General features: G+C 56.2%; 19 protein-coding genes, 3 tRNA genes and 2 pseudogenes. 18 read left to right on the top strand and 6 right to left on the bottom strand.

Annotation, left to right across the window (positions count from 1 at the left end; all coding sequences use genetic code 11):
• Window positions 1-525: 525 nt before the first annotated feature.
• The 13 genes from miaB (at window position 526) to ACYVIS_RS07140 (ending at window position 11,655) form a co-directional block, all read left to right on the top strand.
• Window positions 526-1,974, top strand: coding sequence for a tRNA (N6-isopentenyl adenosine(37)-C2)-methylthiotransferase MiaB (miaB, locus tag ACYVIS_RS07200; protein WP_232740951.1), 1,449 nt, complete (start codon window positions 526-528; stop codon window positions 1,972-1,974).
• A complete protein-coding gene (locus ACYVIS_RS07195) occupies window positions 1,971-2,993 on the top strand; it encodes a PhoH family protein (RefSeq protein WP_232740952.1) in 1,023 nt (340 codons plus the stop codon). The genes miaB and ACYVIS_RS07195 overlap by 4 nt, the downstream gene beginning before the upstream one ends.
• Window positions 2,983-3,462 carry an rRNA maturation RNase YbeY gene (gene ybeY, locus ACYVIS_RS07190; protein ID WP_232740953.1) on the top strand — a complete coding sequence of 160 codons (480 nt, stop codon included), beginning with the start codon at window positions 2,983-2,985 and terminating at the stop codon, window positions 3,460-3,462. The genes ACYVIS_RS07195 and ybeY overlap by 11 nt, the downstream gene beginning before the upstream one ends.
• 54 nt (window positions 3,463-3,516) lie before the next feature.
• Entirely contained in the window at window positions 3,517-4,401 is an 885-nt protein-coding gene (locus tag ACYVIS_RS07185) for an HlyC/CorC family transporter (RefSeq protein ID WP_232740954.1), read from the top strand.
• Window positions 4,402-4,405: 4 nt separating this feature from the next.
• Window positions 4,406-6,040 (top strand): apolipoprotein N-acyltransferase, encoded by a 1,635-nt coding sequence (gene lnt, locus ACYVIS_RS07180; RefSeq protein WP_232740955.1) that lies wholly within the window; start codon window positions 4,406-4,408, stop codon window positions 6,038-6,040.
• Window positions 6,041-6,194: 154 nt separating this feature from the next.
• On the top strand, window positions 6,195-8,027 hold the full coding sequence (locus ACYVIS_RS07175) for an SLC13 family permease (protein WP_232740956.1): 1,833 nt from the start codon (window positions 6,195-6,197) through the stop codon (window positions 8,025-8,027).
• 43 nt (window positions 8,028-8,070) lie between these two features.
• Complete coding sequence (locus tag ACYVIS_RS07170) at window positions 8,071-9,090, top strand: hypothetical protein (RefSeq protein ID WP_460873615.1); 1,020 nt, start codon at window positions 8,071-8,073, stop codon at window positions 9,088-9,090.
• A gap of 127 nt (window positions 9,091-9,217) precedes the next feature.
• Window positions 9,218-9,293 (top strand) — tRNA-Ala (locus ACYVIS_RS07165).
• A gap of 54 nt (window positions 9,294-9,347) precedes the next feature.
• A tRNA-Glu gene (locus tag ACYVIS_RS07160) sits at window positions 9,348-9,423 on the top strand.
• Between the two features lie 45 nt (window positions 9,424-9,468).
• Window positions 9,469-9,545 (top strand) — tRNA-Asp (locus tag ACYVIS_RS07155).
• A gap of 372 nt (window positions 9,546-9,917) precedes the next feature.
• Window positions 9,918-10,298, top strand: coding sequence for a type II toxin-antitoxin system RelE/ParE family toxin (locus ACYVIS_RS07150; RefSeq protein ID WP_370636007.1), 381 nt, complete (start codon window positions 9,918-9,920; stop codon window positions 10,296-10,298).
• On the top strand, window positions 10,295-10,576 hold the full coding sequence (locus tag ACYVIS_RS07145) for a helix-turn-helix domain-containing protein (RefSeq protein WP_460873614.1): 282 nt from the start codon (window positions 10,295-10,297) through the stop codon (window positions 10,574-10,576). Before ACYVIS_RS07150 ends, ACYVIS_RS07145 begins: the two co-directional genes overlap by 4 nt.
• 164 nt (window positions 10,577-10,740) lie before the next feature.
• A complete protein-coding gene (locus tag ACYVIS_RS07140) occupies window positions 10,741-11,655 on the top strand; it encodes a toll/interleukin-1 receptor domain-containing protein (protein ID WP_460873613.1) in 915 nt (304 codons plus the stop codon).
• On the opposite strand, the pseudogene ACYVIS_RS07135 reads toward ACYVIS_RS07140, so the two are convergent.
• Window positions 11,652-11,758, bottom strand: a pseudogene (locus ACYVIS_RS07135) (IS5/IS1182 family transposase); the annotation flags it as partial. The gene ACYVIS_RS07140 and the pseudogene ACYVIS_RS07135 sit on opposite strands and share 4 nt — an antisense overlap.
• A 37-nt stretch (window positions 11,759-11,795) precedes the next feature.
• Between ACYVIS_RS07135 and ACYVIS_RS07130 the strand changes: the two are divergent.
• On the top strand, window positions 11,796-13,310 hold the full coding sequence (locus tag ACYVIS_RS07130) for an ApeA N-terminal domain 1-containing protein (RefSeq protein WP_460873612.1): 1,515 nt from the start codon (window positions 11,796-11,798) through the stop codon (window positions 13,308-13,310).
• A 163-nt stretch (window positions 13,311-13,473) separates the two neighbouring features.
• On the opposite strand, the gene ACYVIS_RS07125 is transcribed toward ACYVIS_RS07130, so the two are convergent.
• Window positions 13,474-13,755, bottom strand: a complete 282-nt coding sequence (locus ACYVIS_RS07125; RefSeq protein ID WP_460873611.1) for a hypothetical protein — start codon at window positions 13,753-13,755, stop codon at window positions 13,474-13,476.
• 260 nt (window positions 13,756-14,015) lie between these two features.
• Here ACYVIS_RS07125 and ACYVIS_RS07120 point away from each other — a divergent pair, with 260 nt between their 5' ends.
• Both ACYVIS_RS07120 and ACYVIS_RS07115 read left to right on the top strand, forming a co-directional pair.
• On the top strand, window positions 14,016-14,294 hold the full coding sequence (locus ACYVIS_RS07120) for a type II toxin-antitoxin system RelE/ParE family toxin (protein ID WP_232740960.1): 279 nt from the start codon (window positions 14,016-14,018) through the stop codon (window positions 14,292-14,294).
• Window positions 14,294-14,587 (top strand): HigA family addiction module antitoxin, encoded by a 294-nt coding sequence (locus ACYVIS_RS07115; protein WP_232740961.1) that lies wholly within the window; start codon window positions 14,294-14,296, stop codon window positions 14,585-14,587. The genes ACYVIS_RS07120 and ACYVIS_RS07115 overlap by 1 nt, the downstream gene beginning before the upstream one ends.
• Window positions 14,588-14,806: 219 nt before the next feature.
• Here the strand turns inward: ACYVIS_RS07115 and ACYVIS_RS07110 are convergent, their stop codons facing one another.
• Window positions 14,807-15,748 carry a LysR family transcriptional regulator gene (locus ACYVIS_RS07110; RefSeq protein ID WP_370635849.1) on the bottom strand — a complete coding sequence of 314 codons (942 nt, stop codon included), beginning with the start codon at window positions 15,746-15,748 and terminating at the stop codon, window positions 14,807-14,809.
• 52 nt (window positions 15,749-15,800) lie between these two features.
• Here ACYVIS_RS07110 and ACYVIS_RS07105 point away from each other — a divergent pair, with 52 nt between their 5' ends.
• A complete protein-coding gene (locus ACYVIS_RS07105) occupies window positions 15,801-16,241 on the top strand; it encodes a GlcG/HbpS family heme-binding protein (RefSeq protein ID WP_232740962.1) in 441 nt (146 codons plus the stop codon).
• A gap of 30 nt (window positions 16,242-16,271) precedes the next feature.
• Window positions 16,272-17,285 (top strand): zinc-binding alcohol dehydrogenase family protein, encoded by a 1,014-nt coding sequence (locus ACYVIS_RS07100; protein ID WP_232740963.1) that lies wholly within the window; start codon window positions 16,272-16,274, stop codon window positions 17,283-17,285.
• On the opposite strand, the gene ACYVIS_RS07095 is transcribed toward ACYVIS_RS07100, so the two are convergent.
• From ACYVIS_RS07095 to ACYVIS_RS07085, 3 genes and pseudogenes are all read right to left on the bottom strand, one after another.
• Complete coding sequence (locus ACYVIS_RS07095) at window positions 17,272-17,547, bottom strand: SDR family oxidoreductase (RefSeq protein WP_460873610.1); 276 nt, start codon at window positions 17,545-17,547, stop codon at window positions 17,272-17,274. The two genes, ACYVIS_RS07100 and ACYVIS_RS07095, sit on opposite strands and share 14 nt — an antisense overlap.
• A complete protein-coding gene (locus ACYVIS_RS07090) occupies window positions 17,544-18,122 on the bottom strand; it encodes an NADPH-dependent F420 reductase (protein ID WP_460873609.1) in 579 nt (192 codons plus the stop codon). Before ACYVIS_RS07090 ends, ACYVIS_RS07095 begins: the two co-directional genes overlap by 4 nt.
• A gap of 73 nt (window positions 18,123-18,195) precedes the next feature.
• Window positions 18,196-18,282 (bottom strand): annotated as a pseudogene (locus ACYVIS_RS07085) (oxidoreductase); the annotation flags it as partial.
• Window positions 18,283-18,287 lie beyond the last annotated feature (5 nt).

The following is an 18,287-nucleotide window of genomic DNA, read 5'->3' as shown; positions in this document are numbered from 1 at the left end:
ACTACCGCCGGACTACACAGCACCGCCCACCCTGCGGCTTGCGTTGAGGTCATGCATCGAGGTATACGCTGAGTCGGCAAGTTCATTCCAGGCATGCCACAACGCGAGCCGTCTATCGGGGCTTGGGGTCAGGACCGGCGTAAGGCGTGCGCCGGATGCTACCGTAGGGAAGGCGGGGGCTTTCGGCGGGCCATGTTTGAGCGTAGCCGCGCCAGCGGCGTAGCGAGTTTGGCCCGACGCCCGCCTGGACGAGGTAGATCCGGATCAAGCACGCCGTGCCGGCCCTGACCCCAAGCCCCGATAGACGGCGTCTTTATATACCAAAGCCACCAAAACATCGAATCCCGTAAACACTCAAACGCCGTAACCCACTCGAACCAAAAACGCACTAATAGCGCCAAGCCCCGCGCCCCTTGCGTTTATTGAAGCGCAACACACATCGCATCCGACGCCGCCCCTGCTATCGGGTAAAATGCTATGTTTTACCTACTGCCCCCGGGATATACACCCGTTACGGCCACAACTATGCAAGAAACCCCCATCAAGCGCAGCGGCGCAACCGCGACCTCCACACTGCCTTCCGCCGTGCACCCTGCCGGCGCCTCCGCCCTCTCCACGCCGACACGCAAACTGTTCATCCGTACCTTCGGCTGCCAGATGAACGAATACGACTCTGAAAAAATGGCGGACGTGCTGCGTGAAGACCAGGGTCTGGAGATTACCCAGGACCCGGAAGAAGCCGACGTCATTCTGTTCAATACCTGTTCGGTGCGCGAGAAGGCCCAGGAAAAAGTCTTCTCCGATCTGGGCCGCGTGCAGCACCTGAAACAAACCAAGCCGCATCTACTAATAGGCGTGGGTGGCTGCGTGGCCAGCCAGGAAGGCGCGGAAATCGTCAAGCGCGCGCCCTACGTCGACGTCGTCTTCGGCCCACAAACCTTGCATCGCCTGCCCGAACTGATCGCCAAGCGCAGGGAATCGGGACGTTCGCAAGTCGATATCAGTTTTCCCGAAATAGAAAAATTCGACGCACTGCCACCTGCCCGCGTCGACGGCCCCACCGCCTTTGTGTCGATCATGGAAGGCTGCAGCAAATACTGCAGCTTCTGTGTCGTGCCCTATACCCGGGGCGCCGAAATCTCGCGCCCCTTCGATGACGTATTGGTCGAAATCGCCGACCTGGCGGACCAGGGCGTGCGCGAAGTCACGCTGCTGGGACAAAACGTCAACGCCTACCGCGGCCCCATGGGCGATTCCGCCGAAATCGCCGACTTTGCCATGCTGCTCGAGTATGTGCACGAAATTCCAGGCATCGAACGCATACGCTACACCACATCGCACCCCAAAGAAATGACGACGCGGCTCATCGAGGCGCACGGCAAGCTGCCCAAGCTGGTGCCTTTCCTGCACCTGCCCGTGCAGGCCGGCAGCGACCGGGTGCTGTCCGCCATGAAGCGGGGCTACACCTCGCTGGAGTTCAAGTCGATAGTGCGCCGCCTGCGCGCCGCCCGCCCCGGCCTGACCCTGTCGTCGGACTTCATCGTCGGCTTTCCCGGAGAAACCGAGGACGACTTCGAAAAAACCATGGCGCTGATCCGCGACGTCGGTTTCGACCAATCATTCTCTTTCGTTTATTCACGCCGCCCCGGCACACCCGCCGCCGATCTGCAGGATGACACCAGCAAAGAGCAAAAGCTGGCGCGCCTGCACCGGCTCCAGGCCCTGGTCAACGAACAGGCCGCGGCCATCAGCCACGCCATGATAGGCGGCACCCAGCGCGTACTGGTCGAAGGGCCGTCGCGCCGCGATCCGAACGAGATGATGGGCCGCACCGAAAACAACCGCATCATCAATTTCGCGGGCCAGACGCGCCTGATCGGGCATATGGCCGACGTCCGCGTCACCCAGGCTCTTACCAATACCCTGAAGGGTGAAATACTCATCGCAGAATCGCCCGCGCAAGGCCGTGCATGAGCCGTGCCCACCACCGCCACAAGACAGCTGTTGCCGTTACTCTCGACGGCGACAATACCCACTTGGCCAATCTTTGCGGGCCGCTGGACGAAAACTTGCGCCAGATTGCCGACGGCTGGAACGTCAAACTAGGACGGCGGGGCAATCACGTTACCATCGAAGGCGAGCAGGCCCAGGCGGCCGGCCAGGCTCTTGAATGGTTTCATCGCCGCGCGGTACACCAGGCATTGTCGATCGACGACATACAACTGGGCCTGGTCGAGCTTGGCGCAGGCCCGGTCGCAGAAGCCACTCCAGCGACGGCCACAGCAACGCCTGCCGCCGCGCCCGAACTGCCGCCCGAAGACGATGGCCGCATCATCCTGCGAACCCGCAAAAGCGATCTGCGACCGCGCACTCCGCGCCAACGCGATTATCTGAACCAAATACTGCACCACGACATTACCTTCGGAATCGGGCCAGCCGGCACCGGAAAAACCTGGCTGGCCGTTGCCTGCGCCATCGATGCGCTCGAGCGGGAAACCGTGCAGCGCCTGGTATTGACCCGGCCCGCCGTCGAAGCCGGCGAGCGGCTGGGATTCCTGCCGGGCGACCTGGTGCAAAAAGTCGACCCCTATCTGCGTCCGCTTTACGACGCCCTGTACGATCTGATGGGGATCGAGCGCGTGCAGCGCCTGTTCGAAAAGCAAACCATCGAGATCGCGCCATTGGCCTATATGCGCGGCCGCACGCTGAATCACGCCTTCGTGATTCTGGACGAAGCGCAAAATACCACCCCCGAACAAATGAAGATGTTTCTTACACGCGTCGGTTTCGGCAGCAAGGCCGTCATCAATGGCGATCCCTCGCAGGTCGATCTGCCCCGCGGCCAGGCCAGCGGCCTGATCCACGCGGTCGACGTGCTGAGCTCGGTACAAGGCATAGCCACCACCCGGTTCACCAGCCGCGACGTAGTGCGCCATCCTCTGGTCGCCCGCATTGTGGATGCCTACGAACGGGCCGGCGATCATGTCAGTTAGGCTTGCCCTGGCCGTGCAATACGGCGTTGCCATGGCCGAGCTGCCGCGCTGGCGCCTGCGCCGCTGGATCCAGCACGCTATCGAGGCGGTCGCACCCGGCCTGGATCCCGCCATGCAATGCATGGCCCTGACCCTGCGCCTGGTCGATGCGCGCGAGGGGCGACGGCTTAACCGCGAGTTTCGCGAACGCGACTACGCCACCAATGTGCTCACCTTTGAATACGGCCTGGGCCCCGACGGCACTCTCAGCGGCGACATCGTTCTGTGCATTCCGGTGCTGCGACGCGAAGCCCGCGAGCAAAAGAAAAACTTGCTGCACCACGCCGCGCACCTGACCATACACGGCGTCCTGCACGCCCTGGGCCATGACCATATCGATCCGGACGAAGCCCTGGAAATGGAAGCCCTGGAGGCCCGGATTCTCCGGAAAATGGGCATATCCAACCCTTACGAACCACAAAATTCATAAACGAAAACCCAATTTCGGTTATGCTGAAACTCCTTGAAACTCGTCCTGTGGACAATGCCAGATCCTAGCCCCCCCGATGCCGAGCCCCGCCCGGCGCGAACCTCATCCAAGTCTTTATTCGCCAAACTCGCTGCACTGATACGCCCCGAGCCGGAAGATCGAGAAGATATAAAAGCGGTACTCGAGGCGGCTCACGACCGGCAAGTCCTCGACGGTGAGTCGTACGCCATGATTTCCGGAGCGCTCGAAGTGGCAAACCAGACTGTCGCCGACATCATGGTGCCGCGATCCAAAATGGACATGCTCGATATCGGCAAGCCCCTGTCCGAGCTATTGCCCGAAATCATCGACACCGGCCACTCGCGTTTTCCTATCTACGAAACCGATCGCGACAATATCGTGGGTATTCTGCTGGCCAAGGACCTGCTGCTGTCGCTGACCAAGCCGTCCATCGATTTGCGGCCGCTGGTGCGCCCGGCGGTATTCATTCCCGAGACCAAGCGCCTTAACGTGCTGCTGCACGAATTCCGCAGCAGCCGCAACCACCTGGCGATCGTCATAGACGAGCATGGCGGTACATCGGGCCTGGTCACCATGGAAGACGTGCTGGAACAAATCGTAGGCGAAATCGAAGATGAATTCGACGAAGATGCCGAAAAAACCATTTTCCAGACAGGCACGAACAACTGGCGTGTCATGGGCATCACCGAGATCGAGTTCTTCAACCGTACTTTCAACACCGACCTGCCCCACGACGATTACGACACGCTCGGCGGCTGGCTGGCGGCCGAACTGGGGCGCATACCTCGCCGCGGCGACAGCATTGCCTCGCAGGGGCTGACCATCACCGTGGTCGGCGCCGACGCAAAACGCGCGCTGTGGCTGCATGTCCAGCACGACGACACAACTCAGCTTTCCACCCCCGGCCAGGCGGCGTAAGACCTTGAATCAAGCACGAAATCCCTGGCTACGCGGTATCGGCCTGCTTATCCTGGGAGCCGTCCATGCCTTGTCGTTTGCGCCAGGGCCCCTGCCTTCATGGACATTGCCTTTCGTCGAGATTTTCAGCCTGGCCGCACTGGCCTGCGTTACGTTTCGCAGCAGCGGCGTTGGGCAAGCCGCAATGGCCGGTTTCTGGTTCGGCTTGGGGAATTTCGCGCTGGGCCTGTACTGGCTGTATATCAGCCTGCATTTTTACGGCGGGCTGGCCGCTCCGCTCGCCGCGGCAGGCATTCTCATTCTGGCCGCCTTCCTGGCGCTGTTCTTCGTGCTGGCAGGCGCACTGGCGCGCTATCTATCGGCCGGGCATCTCGGCAAAGTCTCCAACTACCGCTGGCAGTTGCTGATCGCAGCCGTCTGGGCCTCATGCTGGACGACGACGGAGTGGCTGCGCGGCACACTGTTTACCGGGTTTCCCTGGCTCAATATTGGCTATGCGCACGTCGAAGGCGTACTTGCCAGTTGGGCGCCCGTCACCGGTGTTTACGGGCTGAGCTGGCTTGCGGCCTTTGCCGCGGGCGCCATCGCCCTGCTGGCCTGCGCCAAGGACAATCAGAATGACGCATCAGCGGCCGTGGCGGTGGGAGCCGCCATCGTCACAGGTCTGATCGGCATTCTGCTCAGCCACATCAGTTGGTCGCAGCCTCACGGCAAGCCCATGATCATGCGCCTGGTGCAAGGCAATATTCCCCAGTCGGAAAAATTCGATCCGCAGTTGATGCACGAGGGCATCGAAACCTATATGCGCCTGGCGGCGCTTCCGCCCAAAGAACCCGATGGCGCCCCCGACCTGATCGTACTGCCCGAAACCGTCATGCCGGTCTTCCAGGACCGGGTTGCCCCCCAGGTATGGGAACAATGGCTGCATATCGCCAAAGAACGCAGCGCCACCATATTCATGGGCATCCCCTTGCACCGAACCGTGAACGGCCGGGACCGCTACACCAACAGCGCGATCGCCTTTACGGCAAATACATCCCTGTCCAGCCTGGGAATGGGTACCCTGGATATGAGCTACGACAAGCACCACCTGGTGCCTTTCGGTGAATTCATACCCTACGGCTTCCGCTGGTTCGTGGACATGCTGCAAATTCCATTGGGCGACTTCGACCGGGGCCCGGTACGTCAGCGCCTGTTCAATATCCAAGGCCAGACCATCGCCCCCGATATCTGCTACGAAGATGTATTCGGCGAACAAATCATCCAGTCTGTACGGGACAGCGAGCTTGCCGGCCCCGGCGCCAATATCCTGGTAAATATCAGCAACCTGGCCTGGTTTGGCGACTCCTGGGCGCTGCGCCAGCACCTGCAGATTTCACGCATGCGGGCGCTCGAAACCGCCCGCCCCATGATCACCGCCACCAATACCGGCATGACCGCCGCGATCGATCCCCAAGGCACCGTACGCGCGGTACTCGACCCCATGCACAAAGGCGTGCTGGACGTCGAAGTACAGGGTACCAGCGGCCTTACTCCCTATGTACGATGGGGCGACTGGCCGATCATTGTCTGGACCTGCCTGCTCCTGCTGCTGGGATGGGCCTTGCGCAAACGCATCCCCGACGAACCGCGCCCGTAGCGGCACCGTCTTGTTGCAGGAGCACCACTTGCGGATGCCATCTCTCCGCTAATTCACTGTGCCAAAAAATTAGGAGTATCTGAACCGCCGTTATTTGTTTACCATAGTCGCTGTTTCGCGTTGTTTCAGGACGTAACTCTGGATGCAGGTATGTATGCAGGCCTCTCTCGCCATTGCCCTACGCAAGAACGCACTATTTACCGACTGCACGCAAATTGAACTGGCCCGCTTGCTGGCAGGTACGATTCAATGCGAGTTTCCGGCCGGCACGGAGATTTTTCAGGCGGGCGTCCAGGCGTCTTATTATTACTGGATACTATCGGGCGAAGTCGCGCTCAAGGCCGAACACGACACCTGGCATAGATGCGCCGATGAAGCGTTTGGCGATGAAGCCTTTGCGGACGATGCCTGCTACCTGCGCACCGCGCGGGCCACCACGCCGCTCGTTGCGCTGCGCATCACACGAACGGCGCTGCGGGCCCTGTCCGCGCATCGGCCCGAGATGCAATCGGCCGCCTTGATCGGTCTGGCGGCGCAGATGGGCAAAGTGGTAATGGAAGAACGCCCGACCATCAAAATCGAGCGCTCCTCTATGCCGATGAAACAACGCATCGGCTGGCTTGCAACGCTGGCGCTGCCGCCCCTGGCCTATCTGGCAGCCATGCAGAATGCGCTGCCGCAACACAGCGCCATCTACCTTGCGCTGCTCACCATGACAGCCACCATGTGGCTGTTCGCCGTGGTCGATGAGTTCGTCCCCCCCCTGATTGCCCTCGTGGCAATGCTGTTCATCAACCTGGTGCCGGCGCAAATCGCCCTGGCCGGGTTTTACTCGCCCGCATTTCTGTTATTGCTGGGCGTCTACGCCATCTCGGCCGTGCTGCTGAGTTCGGGCCTGGTCTACCGATTCATGCTCTGGCTGTTGCTCAAGGCGCCCGACCGACCGTTCTGGCATCGTACCGCCCTAACCTTTTTCGGCATGCTGCTGTCGATCATGGTTCCTTCCGACAGCGCCCGCCTGGCGCTGCTGTTGCCGCTCTATCGCGAAATGGACAACAACATCGAAGCACCGCAACAGAGTCGCGAAGCCACCGCACTCATGATCGCCACCTTTATGGGCGCCACACTGTTTGCCCCCTTGCTGCTCACCAGCAAATCGGCTCATCTGGCCGCCTTCACCATGCTGCCCACCCAGGTGCAACTGCAGTTTCAGGGTTCCCACTGGCTGGTCGCCGCGGCCATCGTGGCCATTGGCCTGCTGGCCTGTCACCTGCTCGCCATGCGTTTTTTATATTCCTCAAATGAGGAAGCCCGACCCTTGCCTCGCGAACGCCTTGTAGTGCAATTGCGACTGCTGGGTCCGCTGGACAGCCGCGAATGGCTGGCCTTGTGCGCCTTCGTGGCGTTTCTGCTGGGCGCTGCGTTCCCGCAACTATATCTGTCGCTTACGGCATGGCTGGCGGGTTTTATTCTGGTCAGCCTGTTGGCGCTGGGCCTGTTCGACCGCAGGGCCTTCCTGCAAAATATCGATTGGCCCATGCTCTTTTTCATTTTGAGTCTTGATGGCTTGACCCGCGCCATCAACTATCTGGGCCTGAGTCCTTTGCTGATCAACGCCATAGGCAACAAGCTTGACTGGATTCATGGCCACCTGGGCTGGTTCATTCTGTTGGCGTTGGCGATAACCGTCGTCATACGGCTTGTTCTGCCACTGACCGCGGGCATGCTATTGGCATTGGCCATGCTCTTGCCAATGGGCATCGAGCAAGGCATCCACCCCTGGATAGTCATGTTCCTGGTGTCGCTATTCAGTGATATCTGGTTTTTCCCGCACCAGATGTCCACGTATACCCAGGCAAAAAACAACGGCCTGCAAGCGCGCTGCAGCGAATCGATATTCATGCGCCATATATGGTGGCTAAACCCTCTGCGTGTGCTGCTGGCGTACGCTTCAATTCCTTATTGGAACTGGCTGGGACTGAATTGAAGCGCCATCGATATCCCACTGAAACATTCTTGATATCTCTCCGATGAAATCACGACTGACACTGCTATTTGCCGGGCTGCTTGTTATTTTGCTCTTTGCCGCAATGAGCCTATTCAACCACGACAAGCCACGCATATTGATATTGCACAGCTACACCGAAACGGGTCAATGGGAACAAGCGGTCAACGAGGGTATAAACCGCGAACTGGCCCAAAACCGGACGCCCATTTCGATTCGCTGGCAATATATGGCGTTTACCGACCAGACCGACAAAATAGACTGGAGCGATGCCGCAAAACAAGCCGAGCACGTCATCAACACCTACCGGCCCAATATCCTGGTACCAATAGGCGAAGAGGCCCAGAAATACGTAGGCCGCAACTATGTGAACCACGCCGGCATGCGTATCATATACGCAACGAGTGAACACCCCTCCCACTTCGGATACCCTGACGCCGCAAACGCCACCGGCATCAGAGAAGTATTGCCGCTGGCGGAGATTAACGATGTGTTGCGCTACCTGCGCCGGCAGTCGGTGCGCATTCGTGTATTGGGCATGGACGACGAAACGGGCAGGGCCGAGCGCGAGCAAGTGAAAGACTTCATCTGGGCGCCCAACCGCCTGGTCGACGTGCAACTAGTGCCCAATTTCGACGCGTGGAAAGCCGCGGTACACGCCGCAAATCAAGATGCCGACGTACTCATCGCGCTAAGCTTCAACGGCTTGCCGCTCTCGGCCACGGATGCTCATCCCGTCGACAACAAACTACTCTCGACCTGGACCGAACATGAATCCAAACCGCTGGTCATCGGCGTACGCGTACCTTTTGTGGAGGGCGGCGGCGCACTCGCGGTCGTTCCTTCTGCCGAAGGCATAGGAGCGCAGATCGGCAAGCGCATTATTACTTTGCTGGCGCTTAAGCCAGGCAGCGCGCTGCCTGGCTTAAGCGCCAGCCAGGACTTTCTGATAGCGTTGCGCCCCGAGCGCCTGGCCCAACGCAAGCTCTCGCTACCTGCAATTTACACACAAGCGGCACGAGCGTCGCATACGCTATTTGAATAGCCCTATGCCTCCCGCCACCGCCGTTACCGCCTTGGCGCGCGGTCAAATCATGGTAGGCTTGGGGCAACTTGCACGCCGCCAAAATTTCATGCATAATCTCACCTCTTCGCTAGACGCACCAAATTTTGGGGGTATAGCTCAGCTGGGAGAGCGCTTGCATGGCATGCAAGAGGTCAGCGGTTCGATCCCGCTTACCTCCACCAGTCTATCCGAAGAACCTGCATTCAATATGTTAGAATGCAACGCTGTTTCGTCCTGTCCCCTTCGTCTAGAGGCCTAGGACATCACCCTTTCACGGTGAGTACAGGGGTTCGAATCCCCTAGGGGACGCCAGATTTTTCTCAAAAAATCTGCTTTGGTTTATGTATACACCGCTGCGGAGCGGTAGTTCAGTTGGTTAGAATACCGGCCTGTCACGCCGGGGGTCGCGGGTTCGAGTCCCGTCCGCTCCGCCAAAGAATTCAGTGAAATCAAGCATCTACATCATGTAGGTGCTTTTTTTTCGCCTTGATTTTTCTTCCAAACCGCTAGGTTTCATTCCAAAACTCCCCTTTTTCAGCCTCTTTACCGGTGGTTAAGCCGCGCCAGGCCTAGCTCTGCGAGGTAAAGGCTAAAATCTCAAACAGAAATGGAAATTCAGCTGCGCTGCCTTGCTGCAGTTTGGCAAAAAGCCGATCCGCGTTCTCCGGCGTAGCCGTTTGTCGGACAGACCCGGCACCTGCCTCACAAGCCGCCGCAGATTACGCGAAGCAACACCTGCGAGATAGTCGGGGAAGGCTGTGAGCGGCACTAGCGATCGCCAGCGATATCCATGATGGTTCGTGAATATGACGCTTGCAGTCATATACAAAATATTGTATAAATTACCCATGCCCGCCCTTAAGCCTATCGAGTTTCTGGGAAGCTCACTTGATGATCTTCGCGCCTTCCCTCTTTCTGCCAGGCGCGAAGCTGGCCACCAGATCGATCAAGTTCAGAACGGCTCGGACCCGGATGACTGGAAGCCTATGAACACAGTAGGCCAAGGTGTCAGGGAAATCCGCGTTCGCGATAGTGCCGGCACCTTCAGGGTCATCTACATTGCCAAGTTCGCCGATGCTGTCTATGTGATCCACTGCTTTCAGAAGAAGACGGAAAAAACCAGTAAGGCGGATATAGATTTGGCCTCGAAACGTTATCGGGACCTGTTGCAGGAGCTAAACAAATGAGCAGCCAACGATTTTCTAACGTCTGGGATGCCATCGAGGACACCCAGGAAGAAGCGGAAAACATGAAGCTTCGTTCAGCCCTCATGACTGCGCTGAAGCAGCACATAACTCGTGTCAAGATGAGCCAGGCCGAAGCCGCCAAGCTTTTGGGCGTGACCCAGCCCCGTGTCTCTGATCTGATGCGTGGAAAAATCAACGTTTTTGGTCTTGATGCGCTGGTGAACATGGCCGCCGCAGCTGGGCTGCACATTGAAATACGTGTGTTTGAGTCTGCCTGAAGGCGCCGACGCATGCTTGCATTGGACTCATGGAGACGAGACAGATCCGCTGTCGGCCAATAGCGGAACAAGACAGAATGAACGACAGTAACTAGGACGTTCGGTATCTTTTAAATACTCTCGAGGGGAGCAGCAGGCTCGCTACGTAAACTGGGAATGAATGCATGAGTGCCGATCTGTTTATCTCTTACGCGTGGACATCAACAGCCCATCGAGAATGGGTTCGCTTGCTCGCTAGCCAACTTCATTTAATCGGCTACGTTGTAAAAATCGATGAGACAGTTGACTATGGATCAAGTCTGCACGGTTTCATGCGAGAGGTTACCGAGGCTGCTCATGTTCTTTTGATTGTCGACGAGAATTATGTCGATAGAGCCAATAACAAACCAGATTCTGGGGTTGGCATTGAGACAAAATGGATAAGCAGTGCCTTTAGTGACAAGCCAGCCACATGGTTGTCCGTTGCCTTCGTTCGAAATCCTGAGCGTATGCTACCTAACTGGCTTAATGATCATAACCCAAAGGGTTTTGACTTTAATTCTAGCCCTGAAAAGAACAATTTTCCCGGGTCGCTTCAAATCGACGAAATCTGGCGATGGGTTGAGGGTCTGCCGGCTGACAAGACTAATGCTGTCCCGTTATCGTTGGTTCGGAAGCGTGCTGCGCACCTAGAACGTGTGGATGCTCTTCGCGACCCTGCTCTTTACGCAAGTCCTACTCTTAATGGGAGCAAAACCTTTGAATATAAAAACCATGATCACTATACGGTTGGTCACGGGGAGTTCGAATTCAAAATAAAATTCAGTGGACGTTCTCACGACAGTGTCTATGTCTACGTAGATAGCGGTCTCAAAGCGCTCGGTTTGATTGTTAGTCCGAATTTTGATCGATCCAATGTAGCGTCTTTTATAACACCTGGACGCGTTGTCGAACCAGTTGTGGGGCAGAGCGCAGTCCTACTAAACTCCCATGGAGTCCTGTGTGTCATCACGATTGATGAGGTGCAACGCGAGATCAATGCCAAAGAGTATGTTCCAGCGCATGTGACGTTCACTTATGAAATTTTGGAGAGTGGCTAGGCACTGTGCATAAGGCCGTGTCGCGAATATCGCCGCCAGCAGGCCAACGCGACCATCGCCGCAAATTTGTTGTAAGTTTGCAGTAACGGGGTGCCGGGCGCTGTGCTCTTGCTTCAAACAGTGAATTTTAATATTTTCCCATGCAGACACACGAACAGTACAACGGTGTTTTCCTTTCAAGCGATAGCCAATTCGCCGGGCTGCTGAAATTTGCGGGCGCGGACAGCATCCTTAAACTCGTGGGAAAGAGTTTTTGGACATGCCCTGAAGCCGAATATACAGATATTCACGGGATGCTAAGTGACGGCAAAAAAGCGTCACTTCTGGAGTGTGTGCTCCATGGCAAAACACAGCACCGCTTTGATGAAAACACACAGTTCGAGAGCAGGTTTTTTCCGAACTATATCGTTGTCGGTGAAGAGTTCATTCGCTCTGAAGAACCTGTTATTCAGGCGGTTCGCTACCATTTCGAGAACGTCACCAACCTTTTAACCGGACACGAGACCTTCCAGTCCCTAATGCCGGACGCAAACGAAATGCGCCGGATTCTGGAGGTGGACCATAAGCGCTCAGAGAAGATAGCGGAGGAGTATGGCTGGCAGAAACAACCTTTCCAACCCCAGATCGGCGAGCATCCGCATCTCCTGTATTTCAGCGGTTTATGGGAAATCATGGCGTGCCAATCCAAGATTGGGAAAATCTCACTGACGAACCGCACTTCCCACAGCATGGGAAGCGCCGCAGGAATCGGCATTGACAACGAAGTCACCGCCAATATCGAATTTACGGAGCCCAAGACGCTGAACGCGGCAGTCCATGCTCTTCGAATCTTACATGGATTGTTCGAATTGAGTCTCGGGCACCGCCAGCGCTATCGTTGGATTGAACTGGAGTTGATCTACCGCTCACAGGAAACCGAACACGACATGCCTCAGACCGCACGGCTGTATTGGGGCTTATGCAATGAACGTGTTAAGAGTGACTCAAAGGTGAGCCTAAATGACAGTCTTCTGGCCCCGGACCGGCGCTCCGAGGAGTTTGCTAGGGTCGCGACAGGTTGGATAAACAGCGCGGAGATCATGGGCGATCCGAGGGAGCGGTTTGCCACCGCATTCTTCGGCAGCTACAGCATCAACCGTATCGTCGGTGCTGCCAACATGTTTGATTTGCTACCTGAGAGCCACGCGCCTAAAACGAAGGAGATTGATCCGTCGCTGAGGGAGGCAGTGACTCAAAGCCGCAAGATATTCACGACGCTACCGGACAGTTCCGCTAAGCAGTCTGTCCTCTCGACCTTAGGGCGTATTGGTACGGCCAGTCTTCGCGACAAAGTCTATCACCGTGCCGACAAAGTCATTGCGTTGGTTGGCAACAAATTTCCGGAACTGCTTTTACCATGTCATCATGCCGTTCTATGCCGTAATCACTATGTGCATGGCAGCAAGGGGGCATTCGACTATCAAGAGCACTTCACGGAGTTCGCGTTCATCACCGATACGCTGGAGTTCGTTTTCGCCGTCTCCGACCTACTTGATCTGGGATGGGATTTAAAAAGCTGGATGGATAAAGGCACGTCGATGACGCATGCGTTTGGCGCCTATACCGTTAACTATTCGGAAAACATTAAGCGCCTCAAAGCTCTAGTCAATAAGTAGCATTCACGACGATCTTATTCGAACAGCGTGCACAAACGAATCTCTGATGCGATGGCCAATCTCAACGAGTCCGACTAAGGAGCTGTCGCACTCAATGCCGAATCTTAGGAAAACAGGTGTGATGCCTACGACGTAACCGTCCATTGGGTGGCATCCTGTCGCCTCAAGAGATCCATACAGCATTTGCCGCTTCAAAAAGGTCATTGGCCTGCAACAGACGAACTTCCGCTTTGGGTCGAAAGCAGCCACCATCCTGCATCTCTCTTTCGCCAGAAATCATTATTGAAGGATATAACATGACCACTTGCAGGCCCATCCCAGGGGCAAGGCTGAGCATGAATTTCACTTCAAAAAACTTTGGAATGAAACTACGCCAAACCGCATGAAGCGACATCAAACCAACACGTTTTTGGAATAGGATGCGGCTGTAAGCCTGCATAAACATTGACTTCGATAATGGGACTGTCACGCCGGGGGTCGCGGGTTCGAGTCCCGTCCGCTCCGCCAAAGAATTCAGTAAAAAAAAGCACTTACATTGAGTAAGTTTTTTTTGCCTCGACTTTTATTCCAAAGTTTGTTTTTGTTCCGAAGTCCGCCTTTTCCGACTTCTTTAGTCGGCCGCAAAGCCCCGTCAGACCTAGCGTTCCATGGTGGCCCTGGGCTTGCCCTATTGATTCGTGATGCGCAACACACTACAATTATCCTATGATCAAGAGCTTTCGGCACAAAGGCCTTCGTCGGCTGTTCGAGACTGGCAACGCATCCGGCGTTCAAGTAAGCCATGCCAAACGCCTTCGTCTACAACTGTCCGCCCTTGATACCGCTCAGGTTATCGAAGACATGGACATCCCAGGATTTAGGCTCCATCCCCTCAAAGGCTCAATGAAAGACCGCTGGTCAATCACCGTCAACGGAAACTGGCGTATCACCTTTGAGTTTGAAGACGGAAACGCCTATGTGCTGGACTATGAGGACTATCACTGATGAACATGCACAATCCACCCCACCCCGGTGAATTTATCTCTGGCATCTACCTTGAGCCCAACAATATCAGCGGGCGCGAACTTGCTCAAGCACTTGGCGTAGCCGCCTCTACCCTCAGCCGAGTACTCAACGGCACTTCTCGTGTGACGCCCGAAATGGCGCTTCGCCTTTCCAAGTCACTTGGGCGCAGCCCGGAAAGCTGGCTGACTATGCAGGACGCTTACGACTTGTGGCTCGCTCGCCAGCACGTTAATTTGCAAGGTGTCGGCAAACTCCAATTCGCCGGAGCCTAGTACCTTTGGTTGCCAACTACCAGCATGTCGGTATCCAAGCCAGTCGTGCAAGAAGAAATCACCGGATGCGGAATTGCATCGGTCGCCAATATCCTGGGATGCATGACCCGATCCAGCATTGTTGTCTATCAAGCACTACCAGGAAGAAGGCAAAGACTTCTGGCATTGGGATAAGCAAGCAATTGCCCCACGCAGTTTCGCGATGGGTCATCATTGGTTTCATCGTGATCTAAACTTGTTCACCAAAAATTCAACGAGTGCGCGTACTCGCGCCGGCACAAACCGAGCGCTAGGCAGTAAGGCATGCAGTGGATAGATCTCAGTATTCCATTCTGTTAAAAGTGGAATGAGTTCCCCATCGGACAACTCGTCTTCTAACTCTAACCTTGTCTTGAAAAGTATTCCGTACCCAGCTACTGCCCAGGCACGAGCAAGAGAGGCGTCATCAGCACTACGGTCACCGCTCACCCGCACGTCAGTGACAACCCCGCCTCGCTCAAAACGCCACAAGCGATGAGGTTGACCGCCGCGCATATAGGTTAGGCAGTTATGGTGCTTTAAATCATGCGGCGATAACGGTGTGCCATGACGTTGTAAATACTCAGGGGACGCGCATAACACGGCCTGAGGGGCCACCAACAGGCGGCCAACCAATTGAGAGTCCGGCAGCTCGCCGTAGCGCAATGCCAGATCGACTTCGTCGCGCACCACATCCATCGGCCTATCGCCCACGTGCAGCTGCAATTCCACCGCCGGGTGCAAATTTAAAAATTCATTTAGCCATGGCATCAGTACACTACGCGTTAAGTCCGACGGGGCTGCGAGCCTTACAACTCCTACAAGCTCGGCTTGATCGATACCTACCTGAGTTTCGGCTTCGCTAAGCAAGTCGAACGCACGCTGGGCATAGTCCAGCAATATTCGCCCTTCGTCCGTAATACGCATAGCGCGAGTAGAACGTTCGAACAATCGGGTACTGAGTTGGCTCTCGACCCGCTTAAGCGCAGCACTTGCCGCCGACGGCGTCATTCCTAGCGCTGCTGCCGCGCCAGTTAATGAGCCTGTGCGTGCGGTGTGAAGGATAACTAGCAGATCACTTAGATTTTCAATTTTCATTTGAAAGTAATAGTAATACAACGCTATTATCATTTTAAATTTCATTTGCTAACCTGTCGACCTGAGTTCGGAACATTCTTTTAAAGACAGGAACATCATGACTACAACTACTTCAAGCAAGAGCTTTTCCACACCAACTGTACGATCAGAAACCGCCAACGCGCTTGTAACGGCTGCCCGTTCGGCCTCAGCAGAACTGGGAATAATTGTTTCGATTGCGGTTACCGACGCAGCCGGACATCTGGTCTCCTTTGAACGCGCCGACGGCGCCCCATTTTTGAGCATTGATGTCGCTATCGATAAAGCTTGGACGGTTTCGTCATTCGGTTTAGGGACTCATGTGTGGAATGACATTCTGCAAGACAGCAAAGTATCTCAGCTGGCTCATCGACCGCGCGTCGTTTCCGTAGGAGGCGGTTGCGCGATTGTAGAAGGTGGCAAGGTCATCGGCGGCATCGGCATCTCTGGCGGTAACGCACTACAGGATCGGCAGGCAGCCGAGAAAGCACTTCGCTCATTAGGGTTCGAAGTAGCTTGATCGGACAAACGCTTACAACAAGGCCAAATCATGAAAGCAATCGGTTTTTATAAGAATCACCCTGTGGACCACCCTGATTCACTTGTCGATGTCGATATTGAGGTGCCAGAGTTAGGCGACTTCGATCTGCTAGTCGAGGTCAAGGCGGTTTCCGTCAATCCCGTCGATACGAAAATTCGCATGGGAGGCACAATCCCGCCGGATCGACCACGAATTATTGGATGGGACGCTGCCGGCATCGTTCGAAAGGTCGGCGCTAAATCGACTCGATTTGCCCCCGGCGATCGCGTCTGGTATGCGGGCGACATTAACCGGCCGGGCAGCAACTCCGAACTGCAGACTGTCGACGAACGCATTGTTGGACTAATGCCTGTCTCGCTCGACTTCGCCGAAGCTGCATCGTTACCGCTGACAGCGATTACTGCTTGGGAATTGCTGTTTGATCGACTTCAGGCACATGCAGCAGACCCAACCGAGCACAATGTATTGCTCGTAACGGGTGCCGCTGGCGGTGTCGGCTCAATCCTGACGCAACTCGCACGACGTCTAACAGGGTTGACTGTTATCGGTACGGCATCAAGACCGGAAACGCGTGACTGGGTGTTGCAGCACGGTGCTCACTATGTGATCGATCATCATCAGCCTTGGGTACCTCAGCTTGCCGAGTTAGGTATTAAAGAAGTCTCGCACGTTGTAGGGCTCAACTACAGCGCAAGATACATCGCACAGATCGCTGAAGCAATGCGACCAGAGGGGCAATTTGCGTTAATAGATGATGCGGAGAATCTCGACATCGGACCATTCAAAGCAAAATCCATTTCCATTCATTGGGAGTTGATGTACACGCGTCCAATCTTTAAGACCCGCACCATCGAGCGGCAGCACGCACTGCTAAACCGATTAGCTCAACTAGTGGATGCGGGCGACATCAAACATACATTAACGAAACGTATAACCGGTTTCAATGCATTGACGCTACGCGACGCCCATCGTTTGGTGGAGGCCGGCGACATGATCGGTAAGGTTGTCGTTACCAGAGAGTGACGTGGCTTTCGACGAGCTGCGCATGAGGCGGGTGAACAATCGCCACGAGCAGTGCGACGACCTCAGCGATGTCTTCGGTGGCGCCGATCCGACCCAACGGAATATTCCGGAGCCAATCATCAGGGGAAAATCCCGGAATCGTTTTGCTAAACTCGTAGGAACCCGGCGTCGAGATGATGCCGGGCGATAGGACATTCACACGGATGCCGCTCGGCGCGAGTGGGTGATCACGAACTTGCCGCGGCGGCCGTACATCGCTCACGGCTCCTTCTTGAATAAGTCCTGGAAGATCAAAGGCCCCCAGCTCTTGTCCTCGCGCGCCTGCACAAGCGCGCCACCCTCTTCGAGCTTCCCGAGATTGACGGGCGCGAAACCGAGTTGTTCGGCAACCGCCGCCACCGACGCTGCAGCACCTTCGTCGTCGCCCGACAGGAACACGACCCGCCGACCGCCATTGACGTGCGGGTCGGTAGCCAGGGTGCCGGCGAGGAGATGATTGAAGCCCTTCACGAACCGGGCACCGGGGAAGGCTTTGGCGACCACGGCAGAGGAGACGCCAAAACCATTCATCGCGTCGACAATTGTCCTGCCCTGCCAGCTCGCCAGATTTTGGGCGACCTCGCGATGTTCCCCGAAGGGGACCGCCAGAAAAATCAACTCGGCCTTGATTGCTTCCTGCAGCGTCTTGGGGATGACCGTGGACCCGATCGCCTGTGCCTCCGGCATCAACGCTTCGGGCGGTCGCCGGTTGGCGACGGCGATTTCGATGTTCTTGCGGGCAAAGGCGCGGGCGAGAGCCTGGCCGATCTTGCCGAAGCCAATAATTGCATAGCTCATATATTCTCCTTGGGTTTACCACGCCCTACGGGCTCCAAATATCGAATTGGAGTGGCCGGCCGGGCGTAGCGCGTCAGATTTGTGCCAGGCCGCCATCGACGGCGACCTCGCTGGCGGTCATGAAGCTGCTGTCCTGCGACGCGAGAAAGGCAGCGGCCGATGCCG

Source organism: Paralcaligenes ginsengisoli (assembly GCF_054781135.1).
The sequence above is the reverse complement of the archived record's forward strand: the minus strand, read 5'-3'. Positions and strand labels throughout refer to the sequence as shown.